The sequence below is a fragment of the Micromonospora sp. NPDC005257 genome (genome assembly GCF_042872445.1).
Taxonomy (GTDB): Bacteria; Actinomycetota; Actinomycetes; order Mycobacteriales; family Micromonosporaceae; genus Micromonospora.
The window spans coordinates 164,690-186,232 of sequence record NZ_JBIAKL010000008.1 but is presented as its reverse complement, the minus strand read 5'-3'; the positions used below and the strand labels follow the sequence as shown (position 1 = coordinate 186,232).

Genomic DNA, 21,543 nt, shown 5'->3' with positions numbered 1-21,543 from the left:
GCGCCGCCGGGTCCGACCGCCCAACGCTGAAGAACACTACCCGCGCCCGGCCGGCGCTCGCGCGGCACGGCCCGAGTGCCGCGCGGTCAGTCGTCCGCGCCGTGCAGGCGACGGCGCACCGACAGCAGCTCGGTCTCCGGGCGGGCGGCGACCAGCCGCTCGCAGGAGTCGAGCACCTCGCGGACGTGGGCCGGCTCGGCGGCCACCACCGCCACAGCGATCTCGGCCCGGCCGTGCAGATCCAGCGCCCCCACCTCGGCGGCGGAGACCTCGAACTTGCGCAGCGCGGCGACGATCGGCCGGACGTAGGACCGCTTGGCCTTCAGGGACCGGGAGTCACCCGGGAGCAACAGGTCGAACAGCGCGGTTCCGGTATACACGGCGAGCAACGGTACGCCGGGCGGCGCGCCCCGGCACCCGATTAAGGCGCGACCGCCACCAGCACGTCCCGCTCGATCGCCTGGTCGACCCGGTGGGCGAAGTCACCGAAGCCGGGGCCGTCCAGCACGCGCAGCCCGGCGTCGGCGAGCACCGCCTCCGCCTGCGCCCGCGGGGCCACGTGGGTGTTCCAGGACACGCCAAGCGCGCCACCGGGGCGCAGCAGCTCCCGCCACACCGGCACGGCCGCGGTGAGCAGCTCCAGCGGGCTGCGCGACAGCCCCTGGCCGGTCCGGCTGCCGTGCGCCACCCCGTACGGCGCGTCGGTGACGATCACGTCGGCGCACCGGGCGCGCAACGCCTCGCGGGCACGGATGGTGTCGGTGTTCAGCACTGTGACCCGCTGTGTGGCGCCGGCCCGGTGCTCGTCCCGCGACGGTGCGACGACGGCCTCGAAGCGGCGGGCGACCAGCTTGCGGTCCCGGCGCACCGACGTGGTCTCCGCGGTGTGCTTGAGCCGCTTGCGGCGCAGCCAGGTACGCAGGAACGCCGCGTACGCCTCCACGTCCTGACTGTCACGCTCGATGCCGATGCCGTCGTAGCCGTACATCAGCGCCTGGTTGAGCGTGGTGCCCCGGCCGCACAGCGGGTCGAGCACCACCACCGGCCCGTCCAGCATCCGGGGCGCGGCGGCGGAGGCGAGCACCGTGACGTTGAGCAGCAGGCGGGTGAACTGCTCGTTGGTCTTACCGGCGTACTTGGGGATGGTGATCAGGTCCGAGTCGTACCGGGCCAGCGGGCGCAGCGGCACCGGCCGCAACAGGTCGTCGCCGACGCGCTCGAACAGCGCGTACGCGGCCGACAGGTTCGCCAGGTGGGCCAGGTCCCGCTCGCCGAGCCCGGGTTCGGCGGTGCCGAACGTCAGGTACTCCACCCCGCCGATCCTCGTCACCTCCGCGTCGGCCGGTACGACGCCGAGCACGCCGGAGCCGGCGAACACGGCCAGTTCGGCGCGGGCCAGCCGGGCCGCCGCGTCGGCGTAGACGCGGTTGGCGGAGGGGGCGAGGAGCAGTGCGTACCGGATCACGCCGCAGATTGTCGCAGCCTGCGGAAACGGCGACGGCCGGGGCCCGAGGGCCCCGGCCGCCGGCCGGTCGTACGCGTGGCTGTCAGGCGCGCGGCTTCTCGCGCATCTCGAACGTCTCGATGACGTCGCCGACCTGGACGTTGTTGTAGCCGCCCAGCGTCAGACCACACTCGAAGCCCTCGCGGACCTCGGTCGCGTCGTCCTTGAACCGCTTCAAGGAGCTGATCGTGAGGTTGTCCGCCACGACCGCACCGTCCCGCAGCAGCCGCGCCTTGGCGTTGCGGCGGATGAGACCGGACCGGACGATACAGCCGGAGATGTTGCCGATCTTGGACGAGCGGAAGACGTCGCGGATCTCCGCGGTGCCCAGCTCGACCTCCTCGTACTCCGGCTTGAGCAGACCCTTGAGCGCGGCGTCGATCTCCTCGATGGCCTGGTAGATGACGGTGTAGTACCGGATCTCCACGCCCTCGCGGTCGGCCATCTCGCGGACCTTGTTGGAGGCCCGCACGTTGAAGCCGATGATCGTGACCGCCTCGGACGAGGCGCTCGCGAGCATGACGTCGCTCTCGGTGATCGCACCCACGCCCCGGTGGATGATCCGAAGCTGGACCTCCTCCGGGATGTCCAGGTTGAACAGCGCGTCCTCGAGCGCCTCCACGGAACCGGAGACGTCACCCTTGAGCACCAGGTTGAGCGAGGTCTTCTCGCCCTCCTTGAGCTGCTCCATGAGCGTTTCGAGGGTGGCCCGGCCACGGGAGTTGGCGAAGGACGCCGCCCGTCGCCGCGCCTGACGCTGCTCGGCGATCTGCCGCACGGTCCGGTCGTCCGCGGCGGCCAGGAAGGTGTCACCCGCACCCGGCACCGTGGTCAGACCCAGCACCATGACCGGACGCGCCGGACCGGCCGAATCGACCGGCTTGCCGTTCTCGTCCAGCATGGCCCGGACCCGGCCGTGCGCCCCACCGGCGACGATCGAGTCGCCGGCACGCAGGGTGCCCTTCTGCACCAGCACGGTCGCCACCGCGCCACGGCCCTTGTCCAGGTGCGCCTCGATGGCCACACCCTGCGCCGGCCCGTCGATGGCAGCGGTCAGCTCCAGCGACGCGTCGGCGGTCAGCAGCACGGCCTCGAGCAGTTCCTCGATGCCGATGCCGGGCTTGGCCGCCACGTTGACGAACATGGTGTCGCCGCCGTACTCCTCGGCGACCAGGCCGTACTCGGTGAGCTGCTGGCGGACCTTGTCCGGGTTCGCCTCGGGCTTGTCGACCTTGTTGACCGCGACCACGATCGGCACGTCCGCCGCCTTGGCGTGGTTGAGCGCCTCGATGGTCTGCGGCATGACGCCGTCGTCCGCCGCGACCACCAGGATCACGATGTCCGTGACCTGGGCACCACGGGCACGCATGGCGGTGAACGCCTCGTGACCCGGGGTGTCGATGAACGTCACCGCGCGGTCCTCGCCCTCGTGCGGGACGTGGACCTGGTAGGCGCCGATGTGCTGGGTGATGCCACCCGCCTCGCCGGCCACCACGTTCGCCTTACGGATCGCGTCGAGCAGCTTGGTCTTACCGTGGTCGACGTGACCCATGACGGTCACCACCGGCGCACGGCTGACCAGGCGGTCCGCCGCGACCTCGGCGTCGAGGTCGATGTTGAACTGCGCGAGCAGCTCGCGGTCCTCGTCCTCCGGGCTGACGATCTGCACGTCGAAGCCGAGGTGCTCACCCAGCAACTGCAGGGTCTCGTCGGAGCACGACTGGGTCGCCGTCACCATCTCGCCCAGGTTGAACATCTCCTGGACCAGCGAACCCGGGTTGGCGTTGATCCTGTCGGCGAAGTCCGACAGCGAGGCGCCACGGGACAACCGGACGACCTGACCCTGACCGCGGGGCGCGCCCGAGGACATGGTCGGCGCCGACAGGTTGTCGAACTCCTGTCTGCGCTGCTTCTTGGACTTGCGGCCACGGGTCGGCCGGCCGCCCGGACGCCCGAAGGCACCCGCCGCGCCACCGCCACGGCCACGGCCGCCGCCACCGGGACGGCCACCGCCGCCGACCGGACCACCCGGACGGAAACCACCGCCGGGAGCACCGCCGCCACCACCGGGACCGCCGCGGTAGCCACCGCCACCGCCGCCGCCACCACCGGGACCGCCGCGGTAGCCACCGCCACCGCCGCCGCCACCACCGGGTCCACCGCGGTAGCCACCGCCACCGCCACCGGGGCCGCCGCCGGGGCGACCCGCGCCGCCACCGGGGCCGCCACGACCCCCACCGGGGCCGCCGGGGCGGCCGGTGGTCGGGCGCTGGCTCGGCATGGACGCCGGGCTCGGCCGCGGCGGCATGGACGCCGGGCTGGGCCGCGGCGGCATGCCGGACGGGCTGGGCCGGGGACCGGCCGCACCGGCGGCCGGCGGACGCTGCTGACCGCCCTGGATACCGAACGGGTTGTTACCGGCGCCACGCGCCGGCGGACGACCGCCGGGCCGGGCACCGGGGCCCTGGCCCTGACCCGGGCCGCCGGGCCGACCGGCGGCCGGGGAACCCGGACGCGGCGGCATGGCGTTCGGGCCGGGACGCGGACCGGGACGGGGACCGCCCTCAGCCGGAGGCTCCCGGCGTACGGTCTCGCGCTGCTGCTGGCGGGCGGCCTGGGCGGCCTTGACCGCGGCCTCCTGCTCAGCCTTGAGCGCGGCGGCGCGCGCCTCGGCGGCCGCCACTTCGATGTCGTGCGCGCTCGCCGGCTTGGCGACCGGAGTCGCCGGCTGCGGCGGGCCGGGGACCGGGCCCTTGGGCTTCGGTCCAGGGGTCGGCGCGGACGGACGCCGGGGCGGCGTCGGCCTGGCCGAGACCCGGGGCGCGCCCGGGGTCGGGGTGGGCATCGGGGTCGGTGCCGGGCCGCTCGAGGCGGCTGCCGGCGGGGCGGCGGGCGCCGGGGAACCGGCGGACGCCACGAACGCGTTACGCAGCCGTCGGGCGACAGGCGCCTCGACGGTGCTGGACGCGGACTTCACGAACTCGCCCATCTCCTTGAGCTTGGCGAGAACGGTCTTGCTTTCGACCCCGAGCTCCTTGGCAAGCTCGTGTACGCGGGCCTTTCCTGCCACTGCACTCCTCACTCCGAGGTCGTGCGGGCAGCACCCGCAGCGACCTCACTCCTGCACTTGAAGCCTGGTCATTTCAGGGACTTCATCGTGTGCTCATGTCGGTCGTCCTACCTTGCTAGCGACCCTCGACCGGTCGGGCTTGACCGGTCGTCGGGGGTTGCGCGTCGACGTGCTCCGCAAGCGCACCGGGGTCAGGAACCCCGGTGAGGCGCAGTGCCCGCCCGAAGGCGCGACGCCGCACCGCCTGCGCGAAGCAGGCCGGATCAGGGTGCATGTTCGCTCCCCGACCCGGCAGTATGCGGGCCGGATCGGGCCGGAGGCTGGCGTGACCAGCCTCGTCACCAACCGCGACGATCCGCAACAACTCGCTGGCCGGCGCTCGTTTCCGGCAGCCCACACAGGTGCGCTCCGGCAGCGCGCGTCGTGCCACTGAGTCAGTCTACCCCTAGCTGCCCGAGATCGCGCCGCCCGGCTCCGGTACGTGATCAGCTCCGCCCCGGCCGCCGCCCGGCGCGACGGTCTCCGCGTCGGACCGGATGTCGATGCGCCAACCGGTCAGACGCGCCGCGAGGCGGGCGTTCTGTCCTTCCCGGCCGATCGCGAGCGAGAGCTGGAAGTCCGGGACGGTCACCCGGGCGGTACGGGTGGCCAGGTCGACCACCTCGACCCGCAGCGCCTTGGCCGGCGACAACGCGTTGCCGACGAACGTCGCCGGGTCGTCCGACCAGTCGATGATGTCGATCTTCTCGCCGTGCAGCTCGCTCATCACGGCGCGCACCCGCTGGCCCATCGGGCCGATGCAGGCGCCCTTGGGGTTCACGCCGGGTGTGGTCGACCGTACGGCGATCTTCGTACGGTGACCTGCCTCACGCGCGATCGCGGCGATCTCCACGGTGCCGTCGGCGATCTCCGGGACCTCCAGCGCGAACAGCTTCTTCACCAGCGCCGGGTGCGTGCGGGACAGCGTGATCTGCGGCCCGCGCATGCCCTTGGCCACGTGCACGACCACGCAGCGGATCCGCTCGCCGTGCTGCGGATCCTCGCCCGGGACCTGCTCGGACTGGGGCAGGACGCCTTCGAGCTTGCCGAGGTCGACGCTGACGATGCCCTTCTCCCGGCGCGTCTCGTGCGCCTGCACCACGCCGGTGACCAGGTCACCGTCGCGGCCGACGTACTCGCCGAAGTGCACCTCGTCGGTGGCCTCGCGCAGCCGCTGGAGGATCACCTGCTTGGCGGTCATGGCGGCGATCCGCCCGAAGTCGTGGGGTGTGTCGTCCCACTCCCGGGCCACCGTGCCGTCGGCGTCCATCTCCTGCGCGTAGACCAAGGCGGCCCCGCTCTTGCGGTCGATCTCCACCCGGGCGTGCGGCTCGGCGCCGTCGGTGTGCCGGTAGGCGGTCAGCAGCGCGGTCTCGATCGCCGCGAGGATCGTGTCGAACGGGATCTCCCGCTCGCGCTCCAGGGCGCGCAGCGCCGCGAGGTCGATGTTCACCTCTCCTCGTCCTCCAGATCTTCGTCGTCGGTGTCGTCGCCGAAGTCCTCGTCGGCCAGGTCGTCCAGGCGGTTGAACTCCACCTGGACCCGGCCGGGCCCGAGTTCGGCGTACGGGTGTTCGGCGGGGCCGGCGTCGGTCTCCAGCACCACGCGTTCGTCGTCGGCGGCCGTGATCCGGCCGGTGAGCTGGCGGTCCCCCGCGTCGCCGCGGACGGTGACCTTGACCAGCCGGCCGGCGTTGCGCCGCCAGTGCCGGGGCAGGGTGAGAGGGCGGTCCACGCCGGGCGAGCTGACCTCGAGCTGGTACTCGCCGGCCACGATGTCGCCACCGGCCTCCTCGGCCGCGTCCAGCGCCGCCGAGACCGCGCGGGAGACGTCCGCCACGCCGTCCAGGTTGATCCCGCCGTCGGCGTCCACGATCACCCGGACCACGTGCCGCCGGCCGGCGCGGGAGACGGAGAGGTCTTCAAGGTCGTAACCGGCAGCGGTGACAACCGGTTCGATCACCTCGCGCAGCCGGTTGCGGCGGGCGGCGAGATCGCCGCGGGGTGCGCCGCTCCGGTCGGTGCCGCGGGGGCCGTCGGACCGGCGGGGCCGCCCGGCGGGCCCCGTCGGCCGGGTGGCACGGCCACGCTGCGTCATTGCGCGCACCTCTCCTGCTGTTGCCACGACCCGCGGGCCGTGTTGTCCGGGCCGGTGCGGGCGTTCGGCCCGTCATACCGGCACGCCACCGGGGCGTCCGCGCCCGGTGGTTGCGCAGAGCGTAACGCTTGCGGCGGTCGACGGACCCGGCGGCGCACCGAGACCCTGGCCCACGAGGCGGCGCGGATGGTGTTGACTCTGTCAGGTGGGGACCGGCAGAACACCATCCAACCAGGTCGGAGCGGGGCATTCCCGGCGCTGGCTGCTGCGCGCCGGCGGGCTCGTGGCGCTCGGCGGCGCGACCGCGCCGCTGACCGGTTGTGATCTTTTCGACCGCGACGAGGAGCCACCGACGCCGGACGCGCTGGAGCCGCTGGCCGCCGAGGCGCTCGCGCTGGAGGCCCGCTACCGGGCCGCCGCCACCGCCGCCCCGGCGCTGGCCGGCCGGCTCACCCCGATTGCCGACGCGCACCGGGCGCACGCCGACGAGTTGCGCCGGGTGATCGGGCGGCCGGCGCCCTCCGGCACACCGGCGGCCGGCACCTCGGCGAGCGCGCCCGCACCCGACGCCGTGCTCACCGAGCTGCGCCGGGCTGAGCAGGAGGGCCGGACGAACGCGGCCAGGGCCTGCGCCGAGGCGCCGGCCGAACGGGCCGCCCTGCTCGGCTCGATCGCGGCCGCGCGGGCCACCCACGTGGAGGCGCTCAAGTGAACCCGACTGCCGACCCGGCCACGACCCTCTCCGACGCGCTCGCCGCCGAGTACGCGGCGATCTGGGCGTACGGGGTGATCGGCGTGCACCTGACCGAGGCGGCGCGGACCGCGGCCCGCGCCGCCGAGGCGGCCCACCGGTCCCGCCGCGACGCGTTGCTGCTCCAGCTCGCCGAGGGCCCCGGGCAGGTGCCCGCCGACCGGGCCGGGTACGCGCTGCCCTACCCGGTGACGGACCGGGCGAGCGCGCTGCGCCTGGCGGTGGAGATCGAGGAGCGGACGGCCGGCCACTGGCGGGCCGCGCTGCCGCACACCACCGGCGCGGACCGGAACACGGCGCTCGCCGCGCTCACCGACTGCGCGTTGCGTGCCACCCGCTGGCGCCGCACGGCGGGCGTGACACCGGTCACCGTCCCGTTCCCCGGCCGCCCGGCGTGAGCGCCGGGCCGGTCACCCGGCGGAATCCTCCGGTTGCATAGCGCATACCAGGTATGCATACTCACGAGCATGTCCATCCGTCACGGCCTGCTCGCCCTGCTCGAACGCGGCCAGATGTACGGCTACCAGCTCCGTGCCGCGTTCGAGGAGTCCACCGGGTCGACCTGGCCGCTGAACATCGGACAGGTCTACACGACGCTGGCCCGGCTGGAACGGGACGGCCTGGTGCGCCCGCTGCCGGAGAACGAGAGCGGGCAGCGGCCGTACGAGATCACCGACGCCGGACGGGCGGACCTGGCGCTGTGGTTCGCCACGCCGATCAGCCGCGCCGACCGGCCCCGCGACGAACTTTCGATCAAACTGGCGCTGGCGCTCACCACCCCGGGCGTCGACGTGCAGGCGGTGGTGCAGACTCAGCGCACCGCCACCATGCGCGCGCTCCAGGAGTTCACCCGGTTGAAGTACACGAGCGACAAGCCGGAGGATCTACCCTGGCGGCTGGTGCTGGACGCGATGATCTTCCAGACCGAGGCCGAGGTGCGGTGGCTCGACCACTGTGAGACGAGCCTGGTCCGGCACCGCCCGGCGCCGATCCGGGCGGTCGACCACAGCGAGGCGGTGGACCGGGCCGGCGACGAAGCCCGCCGGTGACCCGGCACGGGAGGCGCTGATGAACCCGATCGACGGGGTGCTGGAACTACGGGACGTACGCCGGACCCACGGCGCCGGTGAGGCCGCCGTGCACGCACTGCGCGGCGTGAGCCTGACCGTGCGGGCCGGCGAGCTGGTGGCCGTGATGGGCCCCTCCGGGTCCGGCAAGTCCACGCTGCTGGCGTTGGCCGGCGGCCTGGACCGGCCCACCGGCGGCGAGGTGGTGGTCGAGGGCGAGGCGCTGGTCGGCCTCTCCGCCCGCGGGCTGGCCCGGCTGCGCCGCCGTCGCATCGGGTACGTCTTCCAGGACCTGAACCTGCTCGGCAGCCTGACCGCCGTGGAGAATGTGGCGCTCCCCCTGGAACTGGACGGCACCGGCGTACGGGCAGCCCGCCAACTGGCCCTGGCCGCGCTGCGCGAGGTCGACCTGGAGGACCTGGCCGACCGTTTCCCGGACCAGATGTCCGGCGGCCAGCAGCAGCGGGTGGCCATCGCCCGGGCCCTCGTCGGCGAACGCCGCCTGGTCCTCGCCGACGAGCCGACCGGCGCGCTGGACTCCCAGACCGGCGAGGCCGTGCTGCACCTGCTGCGCCGCCGGGTGGACGCCGGAGCGGCAGGGGTGCTGGTCACCCACGAGGCCCGCCACGCCGGCTGGGCAGACCGGGTGGTGTTCCTGCGCGACGGGGTGATGGTCGACTCGACCGCCCCCCTGATCGGCGTCGACCACCTGCTCAGCGGCAGCATCCGGTGACCGGCGGGCGCCTCGCCGCCGCCTACGGGTCGTGGCGGACCGCGCTGCGGATCGCCCGCCGGGAGGCCCGGCGCGCCCGGCGACGCACGCTGCTGGTGCTGGTCATGATCGCGCTGCCCGTGCTCGGCCTCAGCTTCGCCGCGGTCAGCTACGACATGGGGGACCTGACCCGCGCCGAGCGCATCGAACGCCAGCTCGGCGGCGGGGACGTCGCCTTGCGCTGGGACAGCCTGACGCCGGTGAACCAGGACGCCTGGGGCGAGTCGGTCTGGCCGGTCCAGGGCGACTGGCTTGCCCGGACCCGTCCGGCGACCGCGGACGAGGTGCGCGCGCTGCTGCCCGAGGGCAGCCGGCTGACCCGCGCGCGATGGTGGATGACGTTCTCGACGCGGGTCGGCCGGCACGTCGAGTCGCTTGAGGCGCGCGCCCTGGACCTGACCGACCCGCTCACCCGGCCGCTGGCCCGGGTCCGCGACGGCCGGCCGCCGGTACGCCCCGACGAGATCGCGGTCAGCCCGGCGGCGCTGCGCAAGCTGGACACCCGCATCGGCGACCCGGTGCGCAGCATCGACGGCACCACGTACCGGGTGGTCGGGGTGGTGGAGTACCCGGACAACCTCCGGGACGTGATCACGCTGCCGGGGGTGACCCCGGAGGGCGCGGTCGGCAGCGACACCTGGCTGGTGGACCTGCCCGGCCCGCTGGACCGAGGGCTCGTCGACCGGCTGAACGCGCAGGGCATCCAGGTCGTCGCCCGCGACCCGCTGCCCTGGCGGCAGGAGGTCACCCACGGCATGCGCATGCCGGACGCCGACGAGGCGGGCGTCGTCGGCGTGGTCGCCGGCCTGGGCCTGCTGGAGGTGGTGCTGCTGGTCGGCCCGGCCTTCGCGGTGAGCGTCCGGCGCCGGCGGCGGGATCTGGCACTCGTCGCGGTGGCCGGTGGCGACGCCTCCCACCTACGCCGGATCGTGCTCGCCGACGGGGTGGTGCTCGGCGCCGGCGGAGCCGTCCTCGGCCTGCTGCTCGGCGTCGGCGCCGCTTTCGCCGGCCGGCCGATCGTCGAGCAGTACGTGCTCGGGGAGCGCCTCGGGGCGTACCGGATCTTCCCGGCCGCGCTGGTGGCGATCGCCGCGACGGCGGTGCTGGCCGGGATGCTGGCGGCGATGGCCCCGGCCTGGACGGCGGCCCGGCAGGACGTGGCGACCGGCCTGGCCGGCCGGCGCGACGCCACCCGGCCACGCCGCCGCTGGCTGCTGGTCGGGGTGGCGCTCACCGTCGCCGGGACCGCGCTCGCCGCGTACGCCGCCGGCCGCACCTCGCAGACCGGCGTGCTGGCCGGCGTCGCCCTGGGCGAGCTGGGGCTGGTGTTCTGCACCCCGACGCTCCTCGGCGTGCTGGGCCGGGCCGGCCGGCTGCTGCCGCTGACCCCCCGGCTCGCGTTGCGCGACGCCAGCCGCAACCGGTCGTCGGCCGCGCCCGCCATCTCGGCGGTGATGGCCGCGGTCGCCGGAAGCGTCGCGATCGGCGTCTACGTGGCGAGCGACGAGACCCGGTCGCGGGAACTCTGGCAACCCGGCCTGCCGCCGGGGAACGTGCTGCTCACCCACTCCGGCGAGACCCCGGCGGACCCGCCGTCGGCAGAGATCGTCGCCACCCGGGCCCGCACGGTCCTGCCCGACGCCACTGTGACGCCCGTCTCCGTACCCGGTTGCGCCGCTCCCGCCGGTGAGAAGGACGACTGCGCACCGTCCGCGATCCTGCCGCCCGAGCAGCGCTGCCCGCACTTCTCCGACGACCCGGTCCCCGACGCGGCCCGGCGCGATCCGCGCTGCGTGAGTCCCTTCCAGGAGCCGGTCGACGTCCATCTGCCGACGCTCGTGGACGACGGCGCCGCGCTGGCCGCGCTCACCGGAGCGCCGCCCGACGAACTGGCCGCCGCGCGCCGGACGCTCGCCGCCGGCGGCGTCGTGGTCACCGACGCCCGGCGGACGGTGGACGGGCAGGCCCAGGTGGAGGTCAACTACAGCTCCGGCCGCTCGCCCACCGGGCGCCTCCTGCCCGCGTACGTGCTGCGCGGCGGTCTCCCGGTCGCCCGGCTGGTGCTCTCCCCCGCCGCCGCGGACACCCTCGGCCTGGCCGCCGTGCCGATGGGCTACCTGCTGGACACGGCCGGCTCGCCCACCGACCGGCAGATCGAGATGCTGACCGACGAGCTGTACGACATCGGGCCTCTGTCGGCGCAGGTGGCGACCGCCGACCCGCCGTCGGACCAGCGCCCCATGCTCCTCCTGCTGGCGGTGGCCTCCGGGGTGATCACGCTCGGCGCCGCCGCGGTCGCCACCGGCCTCGCCGCGGCCGAGGGCCGCCGGGACCTGTCCACGCTCGCGGCGGTCGGCGCCGATCCCCGGGTACGCCGCCTGCTGTCGCTCTGCCAGGCCGGAGTGATCGCGGTGCTCGGCTCCGCGCTGGGCATCGTCGCCGGGCTCGGCTCCGCCGTGGTCGTCCTCGCCGCGCTCAACCAGCGGTACGCGGAGTCCTGGCCGGTGCAGCCGCCGTACCCGGTGACAGTGCCCGGCGTGACGCTCGCCGCGCTGGTCGTGGTGCCGCTGGTGGCGATGGGCGGCGCGGCGCTGTTCACCCGCTCCCGCCTGCCGATCGAACGCCGCCTCGACTGACTGACCGTCCGAGGGATGACGGGGCACGGCGCGGACGGCACACTTGTCGGATGTCAGCCCTGGGATCCCTCACCCGCCGTCTCGGTCACCAGCGTTGGTTCGGCGCCACCATGCGCCTGCTCGTCCCGGCCGACCGGCTGGTCGGCCGGATCACCAAGGGGCGCGTGGTCGCCTTCGGGCTCGTGCCCACGCTGGTGCTCACCTCCACCGGCCGCCGCTCCGGCAAGCCCCGCAGCAACCCCCTGGTGTACGTCCCCGACGGCGACGCCTACGTGGTGATCGGCTCGAACTGGGGGCAGCAGCACCAGCCGTCCTGGACGTTCAACCTGATGGCCGACCCGGCCGCCGAGGTGGACGTCAAGGGGCGCCGGGTCCCGGTCACCGCCGAACAGGTCACCGGCGAGGAACGGGAGCGGTTGTTCGCGCGGCTGGTGCAGGAGTGGCCCGCGTACCGCACGTACGTCGAGCGGGCCGGCGGCCGCGAGATCCGCGTGTTCCGCCTGATCCCGGACGCCTGAGCGACGGCTCACCGTGGCCGGAATCGTGGAGACCTTCGACCGTTGCCGTCCGGATCAGCTGACCTGTGTCGTCGACGCTCTCGCCGACCTGTACGCCCTGGTCTACGCCGAGCCGTCCTACCTCGAAGGCCCGGCCCAGGTCGCCCGGTTCCGGGCCGGGTTGCCCGCCGAGGCGGCACAGCCGGGATTCCGCCTCGTCCTCGCGAGGGAGGGCGAGGAGCTGATCGGAGCGGCATACGGGTGGACCGTGGCTGTCGACGTGAACGCCGAACGGCGTCTGGACGATCCGCGGTGGCGGGTGGCCGAGCGGGTCGGTGACGCCGTCCTGCGGCGGTTCCCGGCCGACGCGCTGGCGGTCGCCGTACACGGTCCGCTCGCGCACGGCGACGACGACGGCGGCGGGGACCGCGAGGTCGGCCTGCTGGTCGTCACCTACCGGCCGGGCGCCGGGCCGCCACCTGCGACCCGGCGGGTGGACGAAGTGCTCGTGGACCTCACGGTGGCCGGGGCGGACGACTACCTGCGCCGCGCGATGACGATCACGTCCGGCTGGCCGCTGGCCGCGGACCGGTACGTCACCACCCGCGCTCTGCACGACCCGACCGGCTGGCTGCGGAAGCTGCGCGACGAGCACCTGGCGCGGCTGGCGCGGGCCCGGCCGGCGGAGTTCACCACCGCCGCGCGGCAGGCGTGGTACCGGGGCAGCGCGGCGCACGCCCGGGCGCTGCGGCTGGCCGAGTGGTACGAGACGGATCAGGCGCTGGTCATGCTCGGCGAGGCGCGGCTGGCCGCCGCGACGGTGCAGGGGCTGTTCAGCCGCACCTACTTCCGCGATTCCGGGGACGCGGTACGACGTACCGGGCTGGCGGGCGCGGACATGACCGAGGTGGGCGCGGCGCTGACCCGCCAGGCCGAGGAACTGGCCGCCCGGGGCCGCCCGGTCGACGGCACCATCGACGACCTGCTGGACGGTTGACGGCCGCGGCCGGCTGACGGTCAGCCGATGCCGCCGCCGACGCCGATCAGCGTGCCGATCAGGTAGGTGGCGCCGGCCGCCAGCGCGCCGAGCAGCAACTGCCGCAGGCCGCTAGTCCACCATGGCCGGTAGGTGAACCGGGCCACCACCGCACCGGCGACGAAGAGACCCACGCCGCCGACGGCGAGCGCCAGCCAGAGGCTGGTGAAGCCGAGCAGGTACGGCAGCAGCGGCACCAGCGCGCCGACGGAGAAGCAGACGAACGACGAGATCGCGGCGGCCCACGGGCTGGGCTGGTCGTCGGGGTCGACGCCCAGCTCCTCCCGTACGTGCACCCGCAGCGCCTCCTCCGGGTTGGCGCGTACCGCCTCGGCGACCTGCGTGGCCAGCTCCCGGGGCAGCCCGCGGGCCACCCAGACGTCGGCCAGCTCCCGGGCCTCCGCCTCCGGGTGGCGTTCCAGCTCGCGCCGTTCCTTGGCCACCTCGGCGGCGACCTGCTCGTTCGCGGAGCGGACGCTCGTGTACTCGCCGAGGCCCATCGAGATGGCGCCGGCCACCAGCCCGGCCGTGCCGGTCAGCACCACGCTGCGCGAAGACACCCCGCCGCCCCCCACGCCGGCGATCAGCGCGATGTTCGTGACCAGCCCGTCCATCGCGCCGAAGACGGCCGGACGCAGCCAGCCACCGGAGACATCCGCGTGGTGCGCCTCGCGCAGCGCCGCCGGGGTGTCGGTCACGGCAGCGTCAGGATCTCGTAGCCGTCGTCGGTCACGACGATGGTGTGCTCGAACTGGGCCGTCCACCTGCGATCCTTTGTGACCACGGTCCAGCCGTCGTCCCACGTGTCGTACTGGTAGGTGCCGAGCGTGATCATCGGCTCGACGGTGAACGTCATGCCGGGCTCCATCACGTCGGTGGGGCGCGGGCTGTCGTAGTGCGGCACGTAGAGGCCACTGTGGAACGCCTCGCCGATGCCGTGCCCGGTGAAGTCGCGGACCACGCCGTAGCCGAAGCGTTTCGCGTACGACTCGATCACCCGGCCGATGACGTTGATCTGCCGCCCCGGCGCGATGGCCTTGATGCCGCGCATCATCGCGGTGTGGGTCCGCTCGACCAGCAGGCGGGCCTCCTCGCTCACCTCGCCCACGCAGAACGTGGCGTCGGTGTCGCCGTGCACGCCGTTCAGGAACGCGGTGACGTCGACGTTGATGATGTCGCCGTCCTGGAGCACCGTGGAGTCGGGGATGCCGTGGCAGATCACCTCGTTGAGGCTGGTGCAGCACGATTTGGGGAAGCCCCGGTAGCCGAGCGTCGACGGGTAGGCGCCGTGGTCGCAGAGGAACTCGTGCACCACCCTGTCGATCTCGTCGGTGGTCACCCCGGGCTTGCAGTGCTCACCGGCGAGCTGGGTGGCCTGGGCGGCGAGACGCCCGGCCACGCGCATCTTCTCGATGGTCTCCGGCGTCTGCACGTGCGAGCCACGCCACTCCTGGGGACGCTTCTTGCCCACGTACTCCGGGCGTGGGATGTGGGCGGGGACCGCTCGCCACGGGGAGAGCGTGCCGGGGGTCAGCGGCGCACGGACGGTCATTGCTCAAGCCTATCGCCGGGACGGGTGTGCCCCCCGCCACAGGCCCGCCGGGCAGGTTGTTGCCGCGCCGGAAACGCTGTGCCATTGTTGCTCCGTGGATCAAGAGGGCGCGGCGCCCGTCTTCTCCGTGACCGCGCAGGTCGACGGCGGCCAACTCCGCGTCCAGGTGACCGGCCAGGTCGACATGGCGACCGCCGACACCATGTTCCAGACCGCGCTCCGCGAGCCCGCACAGCGGCTCACGCTCGACCTGCGGGCGGTCACCTTCTTCGACTCGGCCGCCATCCACGCGGTGGTCCGGCTCGCCCGACGGTTCCCGGCCGCGCTGACCGTACTGCCCTCCCCGCAGGTCCGGCGCGTGCTGGACATCTCCGGCCTGGGCGAACAGGACTGGCTCGCCGAAGCCTGAGACCGGGCTCCGTCCTCCGGATTCCGGAGGGGCACTCGCCCGTTCGGGTGCCGAAGGGGACGAAGCTGGTGAAGCTGGTGTTCGACGCGGGGCTCTTCACCCTCGCCGAGGACGCGGAGGTCACCCTCTGACAGCGCCGGTATGACCTGCGACTCCACAGACGGGCGGGCGCCTGACCGGCTCGGGCACCCGCCGGTCTAGGAGGCGTCTCCCATGCCGGGCGGCAGGGACGGCCGGGATTCCGGCCGCCTGCGGTCCGACGCGAGGCTCCGCCCGCCCACCTCCCCCGCGGTGTCCGGGGCGAGCTCACGACGTAACGACTCGGCGTCGCGCTTGCGTACCCCACTCGCCCGGATCGTGTTCACCGCGATGATGGTGACGTCGTTCGCCACGTTGATGCCGCTGACCAGCAGGCCGCTGGTCAGCGCCTCCTGGGCCAGGCGGAGGGCCGACATCGCGGCTCGCTGGGAACGGGAGGGCCGGCTGGTGGACGGGGACCAGCCCCCCGTGACGGTCCGCGCGGCCTCGGCGAGACACCGCGCGGCCTCGCCGAGCGACGACGGAACGGGCTCGTCGTCACGGATCGCGCGTTCGAGGTTGAGCGCGACGTCGCGGCACTGCAGCAGGGATCGGATCATGAGTTCGGCGCCGTGCCGCCAGCCCTCCAGCGTGCTCTGGTTGTGCCACCGCAGCGGCGAGATGCGCACCACCTCCTCGGCGGCCGACAGCTCGGTCTCGACTTCCGAGGTGTCGATGCCCCGCAGCGTGTCGAGAACCTGGTGGGCCAGGTCGGCGTTCCGGGTCCGGGCCGCCTCGGCGATGCGGTCCAGTTGGGTGGCCATCTGGTGGAGCAGGGGCCGGCCGGCCCGCCGGATCCGGTAGACCGGGTGCAGCGGCAGCACCACCACCGCGACCAGGAGGCCGACCACCCCACCGACGACGCCGTCGACGAAACGGGGCAGCGCGATGTGGGTATTGGCCGGGAACAGAACGGCGATCACCATCGCGCTGCCGCCGACCTGGCTGACGAACGCCCCCTCGTCGCTGAGCAGGACGGCGAAGAGAAGGGAGATCGTCACGACGACGCCGATCTGCACGTATCCCTGCCCGACCCAGGAGACCAGCAGGTCACCCAGCGTGATGCCCACCGCCACGCCGGCAATCAGCAGCAGCGTACGGCGGAAGCGCTGGCTCACCGAGCTGGCGATGGTGCCGACCGCGACGGCGGGCGCGAACAGCGGTTGCGGGTTGTGGATCAGATCCTTCGCGACCCACCACGCGAGCGCGGCGGCCGTCCCGGACTGCACCGCCACGAGCAGGCTCAGGCGCACCCGCCGTAGCCGCTCCCGGACGGTGGCCCGGCCGGTACGTCGGACCGCTGCCCACGCCGCGCCGACCGGGTCGTGTCGACCGCTCCGGGATCCGCGGAACGACTCACGTCCCATGAGGCAATCCTAGTGATTCCGCCCCGTTTGATCCGCTTTACCCGACAACCCGGCTCGGCCGGATCAGTTCTGGTCGGCCAGCCGACGACGCAGCGTCAGCTCGGTGCCGTGCTCGGTACGAGTCACGTCCATCTCCCCGAGCGCCTGGATCAGCGCCAGCCCACGCCCCCGGAAACTCGACCCGCTCGACTCCCGCCAGCGCCCGCTGTCCCGGATCGTCGCCGTGACCGTGCGGTCGGCGATGGTCACCTCCACCTCGATCGTCGGGTCCACCGGGTCGACCGGGTGCTCGATCGCGTTCGCCGCCGCCTCGGAGACCGCCACGGTCAGGTCGAACAGATCGGGCTCACCGACCTGGTGGGCGACGAGGAAGTCCTCCAGCCGCTTACGGAGCACGCTGAGCCGGGTCGGGTCGGCGGGCAGGCGCAGCGCGAAGCGGTTCAGCTCGGTCGCCTCCAGCGCGAGCACCGCCACGTCGTCGTGCCGGGACCGGCCGGCGACCCGCTCGACCACGGCGTCGACCAGGTCCGCCACGTGCCCGCCGCGGCCCGTCGCGTCCGCCCGCAACTGACTCAGACCGGCGTCGATGCCCGCGGTCCGGTCCTCGATCAGGCCGTCGGTGTAGAGCAGCAGCCGGCCACCCGGGGCCAGCTCCCCGTCGACGGTCGGGTAGACGACGCCGGGGATCGCCCCGATCGGCGCTCCGAGGGCCCGATCGTGCAGGAACGCCACGTCCTCTCCGCGGATCACAAGGGGTGAGGGATGACCCGCGCTGGCGTACCGGATCCGCCCGGTGCGCGGGGAGAAGCCGAGGCAGACCACTGTGGCGAAGGAGCCGCTGCCGGCGGAGTGCACCAGCCGGTTGAGCCGGGTCAGCGCCTCGCCCGGGTCATAGCCCTCCAGGACGTACGCCCGAAGCGCGTTGCGGAGCTGGCCCATCGCCGCGGCGGCCCGCACGCCCTTGCCCACCACGTCACCGATGACCAGCACCAGGTCGTCGTCGGGGGTGACCATCACGTCGTACCAGTCGCCGCCGACCTCCACGTCGGCGCTGCCGGGCAGGTAGCGGCTGGCCATCACCGCGCCGGGCAACTGCGGCAGGGTACGCGGCAGCAGGCTGTGCTGGAGCGTGGTGGCGATGTGGTGCTCGGCCTCGTAGAGCTGAGCGTTCTCCAGCCGCACGCCGACCAGCCGGGCCAGCTCGGCCAGCGCCGCCTGCTCGGCGCCGCCACCCTCGCGCCACACCCGCAGCTCGCCGAGCTGCTCACCGGACGTGCCGGTGAGCGGCAGCACCACCGCCGGTTCGGCGGGCATGTCGCCCCCGGCGTCCTCCTCGTGACGCGCCCCGGTGGCGGTGACCCGGACCCGGCCGGCCTCGGCCAGCGTCAGGGCGTGCCGGGCGGCCACCCGTACCACCTCGGCGGTGGACCGGGCCGTGTTGATCGCCACCGCGGCGTCGGCGAGCGCCCGCAGCCGGCGGATGATCTGCCCGCGTAGCTGGCCCAGCTCGACGTTGGCCCGGACCCGGGCCACCAGCTCGTGGCTGGAGAAGGGCTTGGTCAGGTAGTCGTCGGCGCCCGCTGACAGACCGGCGACCTCCTCGGCGGCGCCGGCCCGGGCGGAGAGCAGCACGATCGGCACGTGCCGGGTGGCCGGCTCGGCACGCAACGCGGCGACCAGCCCGAAACCGTCCAGCCGGGGCATCATCACGTCGGTCAGCACCAGGTCGAACGGGGCCTCGACGGCCAGCCGCAGCGCCTCCGCGCCGTCCGGCACGGCCACCACCTCGTACGCCGGGGAGAGCAGCCGTGAGACGTGCTCGCGCAGGTCGGGGTTGTCGTCGGCGAACAGGATGCGCCCGGAGCCGCCCGCCGCGCCGTTCGACGCGGGCAGGCCGACCGGACGTGCCACCGCGTCGGTCCAGGGCGCCGTCTCGGCGACGTAGAGCCGGGCCTGTTCCGATTCGGTCAGCGGAACCGGGGACAGCGCGGCCACCCGGTCGGCGGGCAGGTGCGCGTACCCGAACGGCAGCGTCACGGTGAACGTGGTGCCCCGGTCGACGACGCTGTGCGCGGTCACCGTGCCGCCGTGCATCTCGACCAGTTCGCGGACCAGGGCGAGCCCGATGCCGGTGCCCTCGTGGGTGCGCGAGCGGGCGCCGGCCACCCGGTGGAACCGCTCGAAGACCTGCGGCAGTTCCTCCGGTGCGACGCCGACGCCGGTGTCGGCCACCTCCAGTACGGCGGCGCCGTCGGTGGCGCGTACCCGGACCCGGATCTCGCCGTCGAACGTGAACTTGACCGCGTTCGACATCAGGTTGAGGACGATCTTCTCCCACATGTCCCGGTCGACGTAGACCGGCGCGGGCAGCGGCGGGCAGTCCACCACCAGACGCAGCCCGGCCCGCTCGGTGGCCGAGCGGAACGTGCTGGCCAGCCGGGAGGTGTAGTCGGACAGGTCGGTGGGCTGGTAGCGGGCGGCCAGCCGGCCGGACTCCAGCCGGGAGAAGTCGAGCACCGTGTTGACCAGCTTGAGCAGGCGCAGCCCGTTGCGGTGCATGACGGCGAGCCGGTCGAGGTAGCGGTCCGGCAGGTCCCGGTCGGCGAGCATCTCCTCCATCGGCCCGAGCACGAGCGTGAGCGGGGTACGGAACTCGTGGCTGACGTTGGCGAAGAAGTTGGTCTTGGCGCGGTCCAGCGCGGCCAGCTCGGCGGCCCGGGCGCGTTCCTGCTCGTACGCCCGCTGCTTGCCCACCGCCCGGGAGACCTGCGCGGCGACCAGGTCGACGAAGTCGCGGTAGTCGTCGGTGAACGGCAGCCGGCGCGACACCCCGAGCAGCAGCATCCCGGCCGGCTCGTTCGTGGCGGTCAGCGGCAGCAGGAGCGCCTGGTCGGCGGCGTCCGGCGGCACCGCGCCGGGCAGCTCGGCGGTGCTGATCCAGCGCGGCTCGGTGAACGGCTCGCCGTCGGGCAGGCCGGGCGGCGGACCGGCGACGGTGGCCGGGTCCACGCCGGAACAGCCGCCCGCTACGAGCGTCCCGCGCTCGTCGGGGAACCACAGCGCGCTGAACGGCACGTCGGCGCGGTTGGCGTCGAGCACTCGGGTGACGGCCCGGCCCAGTTCCAGCATGCCCGGCACGTCGCCCAGCTCGTTGCCCAGCTCGGCGAGGGCGCGCAGCCGGCGTTCGCCGAGCACCCGGCCGGTGGTCTCGTTGACGAAGCAGAACACGCCGCCGACGGCGCCGTCGGCGTCACGGATCGGGTCGTACGAGATGTCGAAGTAGACGTCCTCCAGGAAGCCGTGCCGGTTGAGCACGAAGGGATGGTTCTCCCCCCGGTAGGCCACGCCGGTGCGGCGCACGCCCTCCAGCAGCGGGCCGAGCACGTCCCAGGTCTCGGCCCAGTGGCGTCGCGCGGACCGGGCGATCACGGCCGGGTGCTTCTCGCCGATCGTCGGCCGGTAGGCGTCGTTGTAGAAGGCGAGGTGCTCCTCGCCCCAGAAGACGACGATCTGGGCGCGGGATGACAGCATGGTGCTCACCGCGTGGGCGAGCGCGGCGGGCCAGCGCTCCGGGCTGCCGAGGGGTGTCGTGAACCAGTCGAAGCCGCGCAGCCGGCCGCCCATCTCACCGCCGGCGTCGAACGCCGCGTCGAGCAGCGGCGGCAGTGACGTCTCGCCGGCCTCCGGGGACGAACGACGGTCGTCCCCGCCCCGCAGGGCCGAGCCCATGTAGCCTCCCGCTCCGGCCATGATCACGACGGTCCGCGATGCTCTTCGCCGACCGTCCCCGCCTACTACCCCGACGGAGGAGCAACGTAACGCAACCGCACCGGTAGACGCTGCTCACCTCCGCCTCATCCTGGCGTAGCCGACCTGCGGGTGCGACTCGGGCGGTCCCCGGCCGGGGCGACGGGACGGCTGATCCGGCTGTCCCCACCTACGAAACGCGGTGTGTGATCTGGCCTACATCGCGGCACGGACCAGCGCGGCCACCGGCCGGGGGTCCGGCTCGTTCTCCGGATGCCACTGCACCCCGAGCACGAAGCGCCGCGCCGGATCCTCCACCGCCTCGATCACCCCGTCGTCGGCCCAGCCGGTGACCGCCAGGCCGCCGGGGTCGGCCACCGCCTGATGGTGGTACGAGTTGACCCGGTCCACCCCGGCCATCACCCGCCCGGCCCAGCTGTCCGGGACGAAGCGCACCGGATGCGACCCGTACACGCCCGGCGCGGGACGGTGCCGGTCGTGCCCGACCACGTCCGGCAGGTGCTGGTGCAGCACGCCGCCGTACGCCACAGCGAGCAGTTGCATCCCCCGGCACACGCCCAGCACGGGCAGGTCGGCGGCGAGCGCGGCGGTCAGCAGCATCGTCTCACCGGCGTCGCGCTCCGGGCGGCTCTCGGTACGCGGGTCCGGCGGCTCGCCGTACCGCTCCGGACCGACGTCCGCGCCGCCTGCGAGCAGCAGCCCGTCCAGCAGCCCCAGCACGTCCGCGTCGGCGTCGTCGGGAGGCAGCACCACGGCCCGGCCACCCGCCGCGGTGACCGCCCGGACGTACGCGTGCGGCACGAGCGTCGCCGGCACGTCCCGCCAGACTGCCCAGCCGGCCGGCTCGACGTACGCGGTGATGCCGATGACCGGCCTACTCACAGTGCCGGCCTGGTTCGC

At 73.9% G+C, this 21,543-nt stretch carries 18 protein-coding genes and 1 pseudogene; 8 read left to right on the top strand and 11 right to left on the bottom strand.

The features are described from left to right. Window positions 1-86: 86 nt before the first annotated feature. The 6 genes and pseudogenes from ACFYO8_RS18640 to rimP all read right to left on the bottom strand — a co-directional run bounded on the left by ACFYO8_RS18640 (window position 87) and on the right by rimP (window position 6,710). Window positions 87-380: a DUF503 domain-containing protein gene (locus ACFYO8_RS18640; protein WP_354865645.1), complete on the bottom strand. Its 294-nt coding sequence runs from the start codon at window positions 378-380 to the stop codon at window positions 87-89. Between the two features lie 41 nt (window positions 381-421). After that, window positions 422-1,465 carry an SAM-dependent methyltransferase gene (locus tag ACFYO8_RS18635; RefSeq protein ID WP_354865647.1) on the bottom strand — a complete coding sequence of 348 codons (1,044 nt, stop codon included), beginning with the start codon at window positions 1,463-1,465 and terminating at the stop codon, window positions 422-424. Window positions 1,466-1,547: 82 nt separating this feature from the next. Continuing rightward, window positions 1,548-4,574: a translation initiation factor IF-2 gene (infB, locus tag ACFYO8_RS18630; protein WP_354865649.1), complete on the bottom strand. Its 3,027-nt coding sequence runs from the start codon at window positions 4,572-4,574 to the stop codon at window positions 1,548-1,550. A gap of 93 nt (window positions 4,575-4,667) precedes the next feature. After that, window positions 4,668-5,004 (bottom strand): annotated as a pseudogene (locus ACFYO8_RS18625) (YlxR family protein). A gap of 15 nt (window positions 5,005-5,019) precedes the next feature. Then, window positions 5,020-6,066 (bottom strand): transcription termination factor NusA, encoded by a 1,047-nt coding sequence (nusA, locus tag ACFYO8_RS18620; protein WP_354865651.1) that lies wholly within the window; start codon window positions 6,064-6,066, stop codon window positions 5,020-5,022. Further along, complete coding sequence (gene rimP, locus ACFYO8_RS18615) at window positions 6,063-6,710, bottom strand: ribosome maturation factor RimP (protein ID WP_354865653.1); 648 nt, start codon at window positions 6,708-6,710, stop codon at window positions 6,063-6,065. Before rimP ends, nusA begins: the two co-directional genes overlap by 4 nt. A gap of 205 nt (window positions 6,711-6,915) precedes the next feature. Between rimP and ACFYO8_RS18610 the strand changes: the two genes are divergently transcribed. The 7 genes from ACFYO8_RS18610 to ACFYO8_RS18580 all read left to right on the top strand — a co-directional run bounded on the left by ACFYO8_RS18610 (window position 6,916) and on the right by ACFYO8_RS18580 (window position 13,430). Further along, window positions 6,916-7,422, top strand: coding sequence for a hypothetical protein (locus ACFYO8_RS18610; protein WP_387257357.1), 507 nt, complete (start codon window positions 6,916-6,918; stop codon window positions 7,420-7,422). Then, window positions 7,419-7,859: a ferritin-like domain-containing protein gene (locus tag ACFYO8_RS18605; RefSeq protein ID WP_354865655.1), complete on the top strand. Its 441-nt coding sequence runs from the start codon at window positions 7,419-7,421 to the stop codon at window positions 7,857-7,859. The genes ACFYO8_RS18610 and ACFYO8_RS18605 overlap by 4 nt, the downstream gene beginning before the upstream one ends. Before the next feature lie 69 nt (window positions 7,860-7,928). Beyond that, entirely contained in the window at window positions 7,929-8,510 is a 582-nt protein-coding gene (locus ACFYO8_RS18600; RefSeq protein ID WP_354865657.1) for a PadR family transcriptional regulator, read from the top strand. 19 nt (window positions 8,511-8,529) lie between these two features. Then, complete coding sequence (locus tag ACFYO8_RS18595) at window positions 8,530-9,261, top strand: ABC transporter ATP-binding protein (RefSeq protein ID WP_354865659.1); 732 nt, start codon at window positions 8,530-8,532, stop codon at window positions 9,259-9,261. Continuing rightward, window positions 9,258-11,936 carry an ABC transporter permease gene (locus tag ACFYO8_RS18590; RefSeq protein ID WP_354865661.1) on the top strand — a complete coding sequence of 893 codons (2,679 nt, stop codon included), beginning with the start codon at window positions 9,258-9,260 and terminating at the stop codon, window positions 11,934-11,936. Before ACFYO8_RS18595 ends, ACFYO8_RS18590 begins: the two co-directional genes overlap by 4 nt. 50 nt (window positions 11,937-11,986) lie before the next feature. Continuing rightward, window positions 11,987-12,454 carry a nitroreductase family deazaflavin-dependent oxidoreductase gene (locus tag ACFYO8_RS18585; protein WP_387257355.1) on the top strand — a complete coding sequence of 156 codons (468 nt, stop codon included), beginning with the start codon at window positions 11,987-11,989 and terminating at the stop codon, window positions 12,452-12,454. Between the two features lie 247 nt (window positions 12,455-12,701). Next, window positions 12,702-13,430: a nucleotidyltransferase domain-containing protein gene (locus tag ACFYO8_RS18580; RefSeq protein ID WP_354866008.1), complete on the top strand. Its 729-nt coding sequence runs from the start codon at window positions 12,702-12,704 to the stop codon at window positions 13,428-13,430. Window positions 13,431-13,450: 20 nt separating this feature from the next. Here the strand turns inward: ACFYO8_RS18580 and ACFYO8_RS18575 are convergent, their stop codons facing one another. Then, entirely contained in the window at window positions 13,451-14,167 is a 717-nt protein-coding gene (locus ACFYO8_RS18575) for a VIT1/CCC1 transporter family protein (RefSeq protein ID WP_354865665.1), read from the bottom strand. After that, complete coding sequence (map, locus tag ACFYO8_RS18570) at window positions 14,164-15,021, bottom strand: type I methionyl aminopeptidase (protein WP_354865667.1); 858 nt, start codon at window positions 15,019-15,021, stop codon at window positions 14,164-14,166. The genes ACFYO8_RS18575 and map overlap by 4 nt, the downstream gene beginning before the upstream one ends. A 94-nt stretch (window positions 15,022-15,115) precedes the next feature. Here map and ACFYO8_RS18565 point away from each other — a divergent pair, with 94 nt between their 5' ends. After that, on the top strand, window positions 15,116-15,430 hold the full coding sequence (locus ACFYO8_RS18565) for an STAS domain-containing protein (protein ID WP_354865669.1): 315 nt from the start codon (window positions 15,116-15,118) through the stop codon (window positions 15,428-15,430). Between the two features lie 197 nt (window positions 15,431-15,627). On the opposite strand, the gene ACFYO8_RS18560 is transcribed toward ACFYO8_RS18565, so the two are convergent. The 3 genes from ACFYO8_RS18560 to ACFYO8_RS18550 form a co-directional block, all read right to left on the bottom strand. Next, on the bottom strand, window positions 15,628-16,875 hold the full coding sequence (locus ACFYO8_RS18560; RefSeq protein WP_354865670.1) for an FUSC family protein: 1,248 nt from the start codon (window positions 16,873-16,875) through the stop codon (window positions 15,628-15,630). Window positions 16,876-16,938: 63 nt separating this feature from the next. Beyond that, window positions 16,939-20,604 (bottom strand): SpoIIE family protein phosphatase, encoded by a 3,666-nt coding sequence (locus ACFYO8_RS18555; protein ID WP_354866010.1) that lies wholly within the window; start codon window positions 20,602-20,604, stop codon window positions 16,939-16,941. Between the two features lie 234 nt (window positions 20,605-20,838). After that, entirely contained in the window at window positions 20,839-21,525 is a 687-nt protein-coding gene (locus ACFYO8_RS18550; RefSeq protein WP_354865672.1) for a gamma-glutamyl-gamma-aminobutyrate hydrolase family protein, read from the bottom strand. Between the last annotated feature and the right edge of the window lie 18 nt (window positions 21,526-21,543).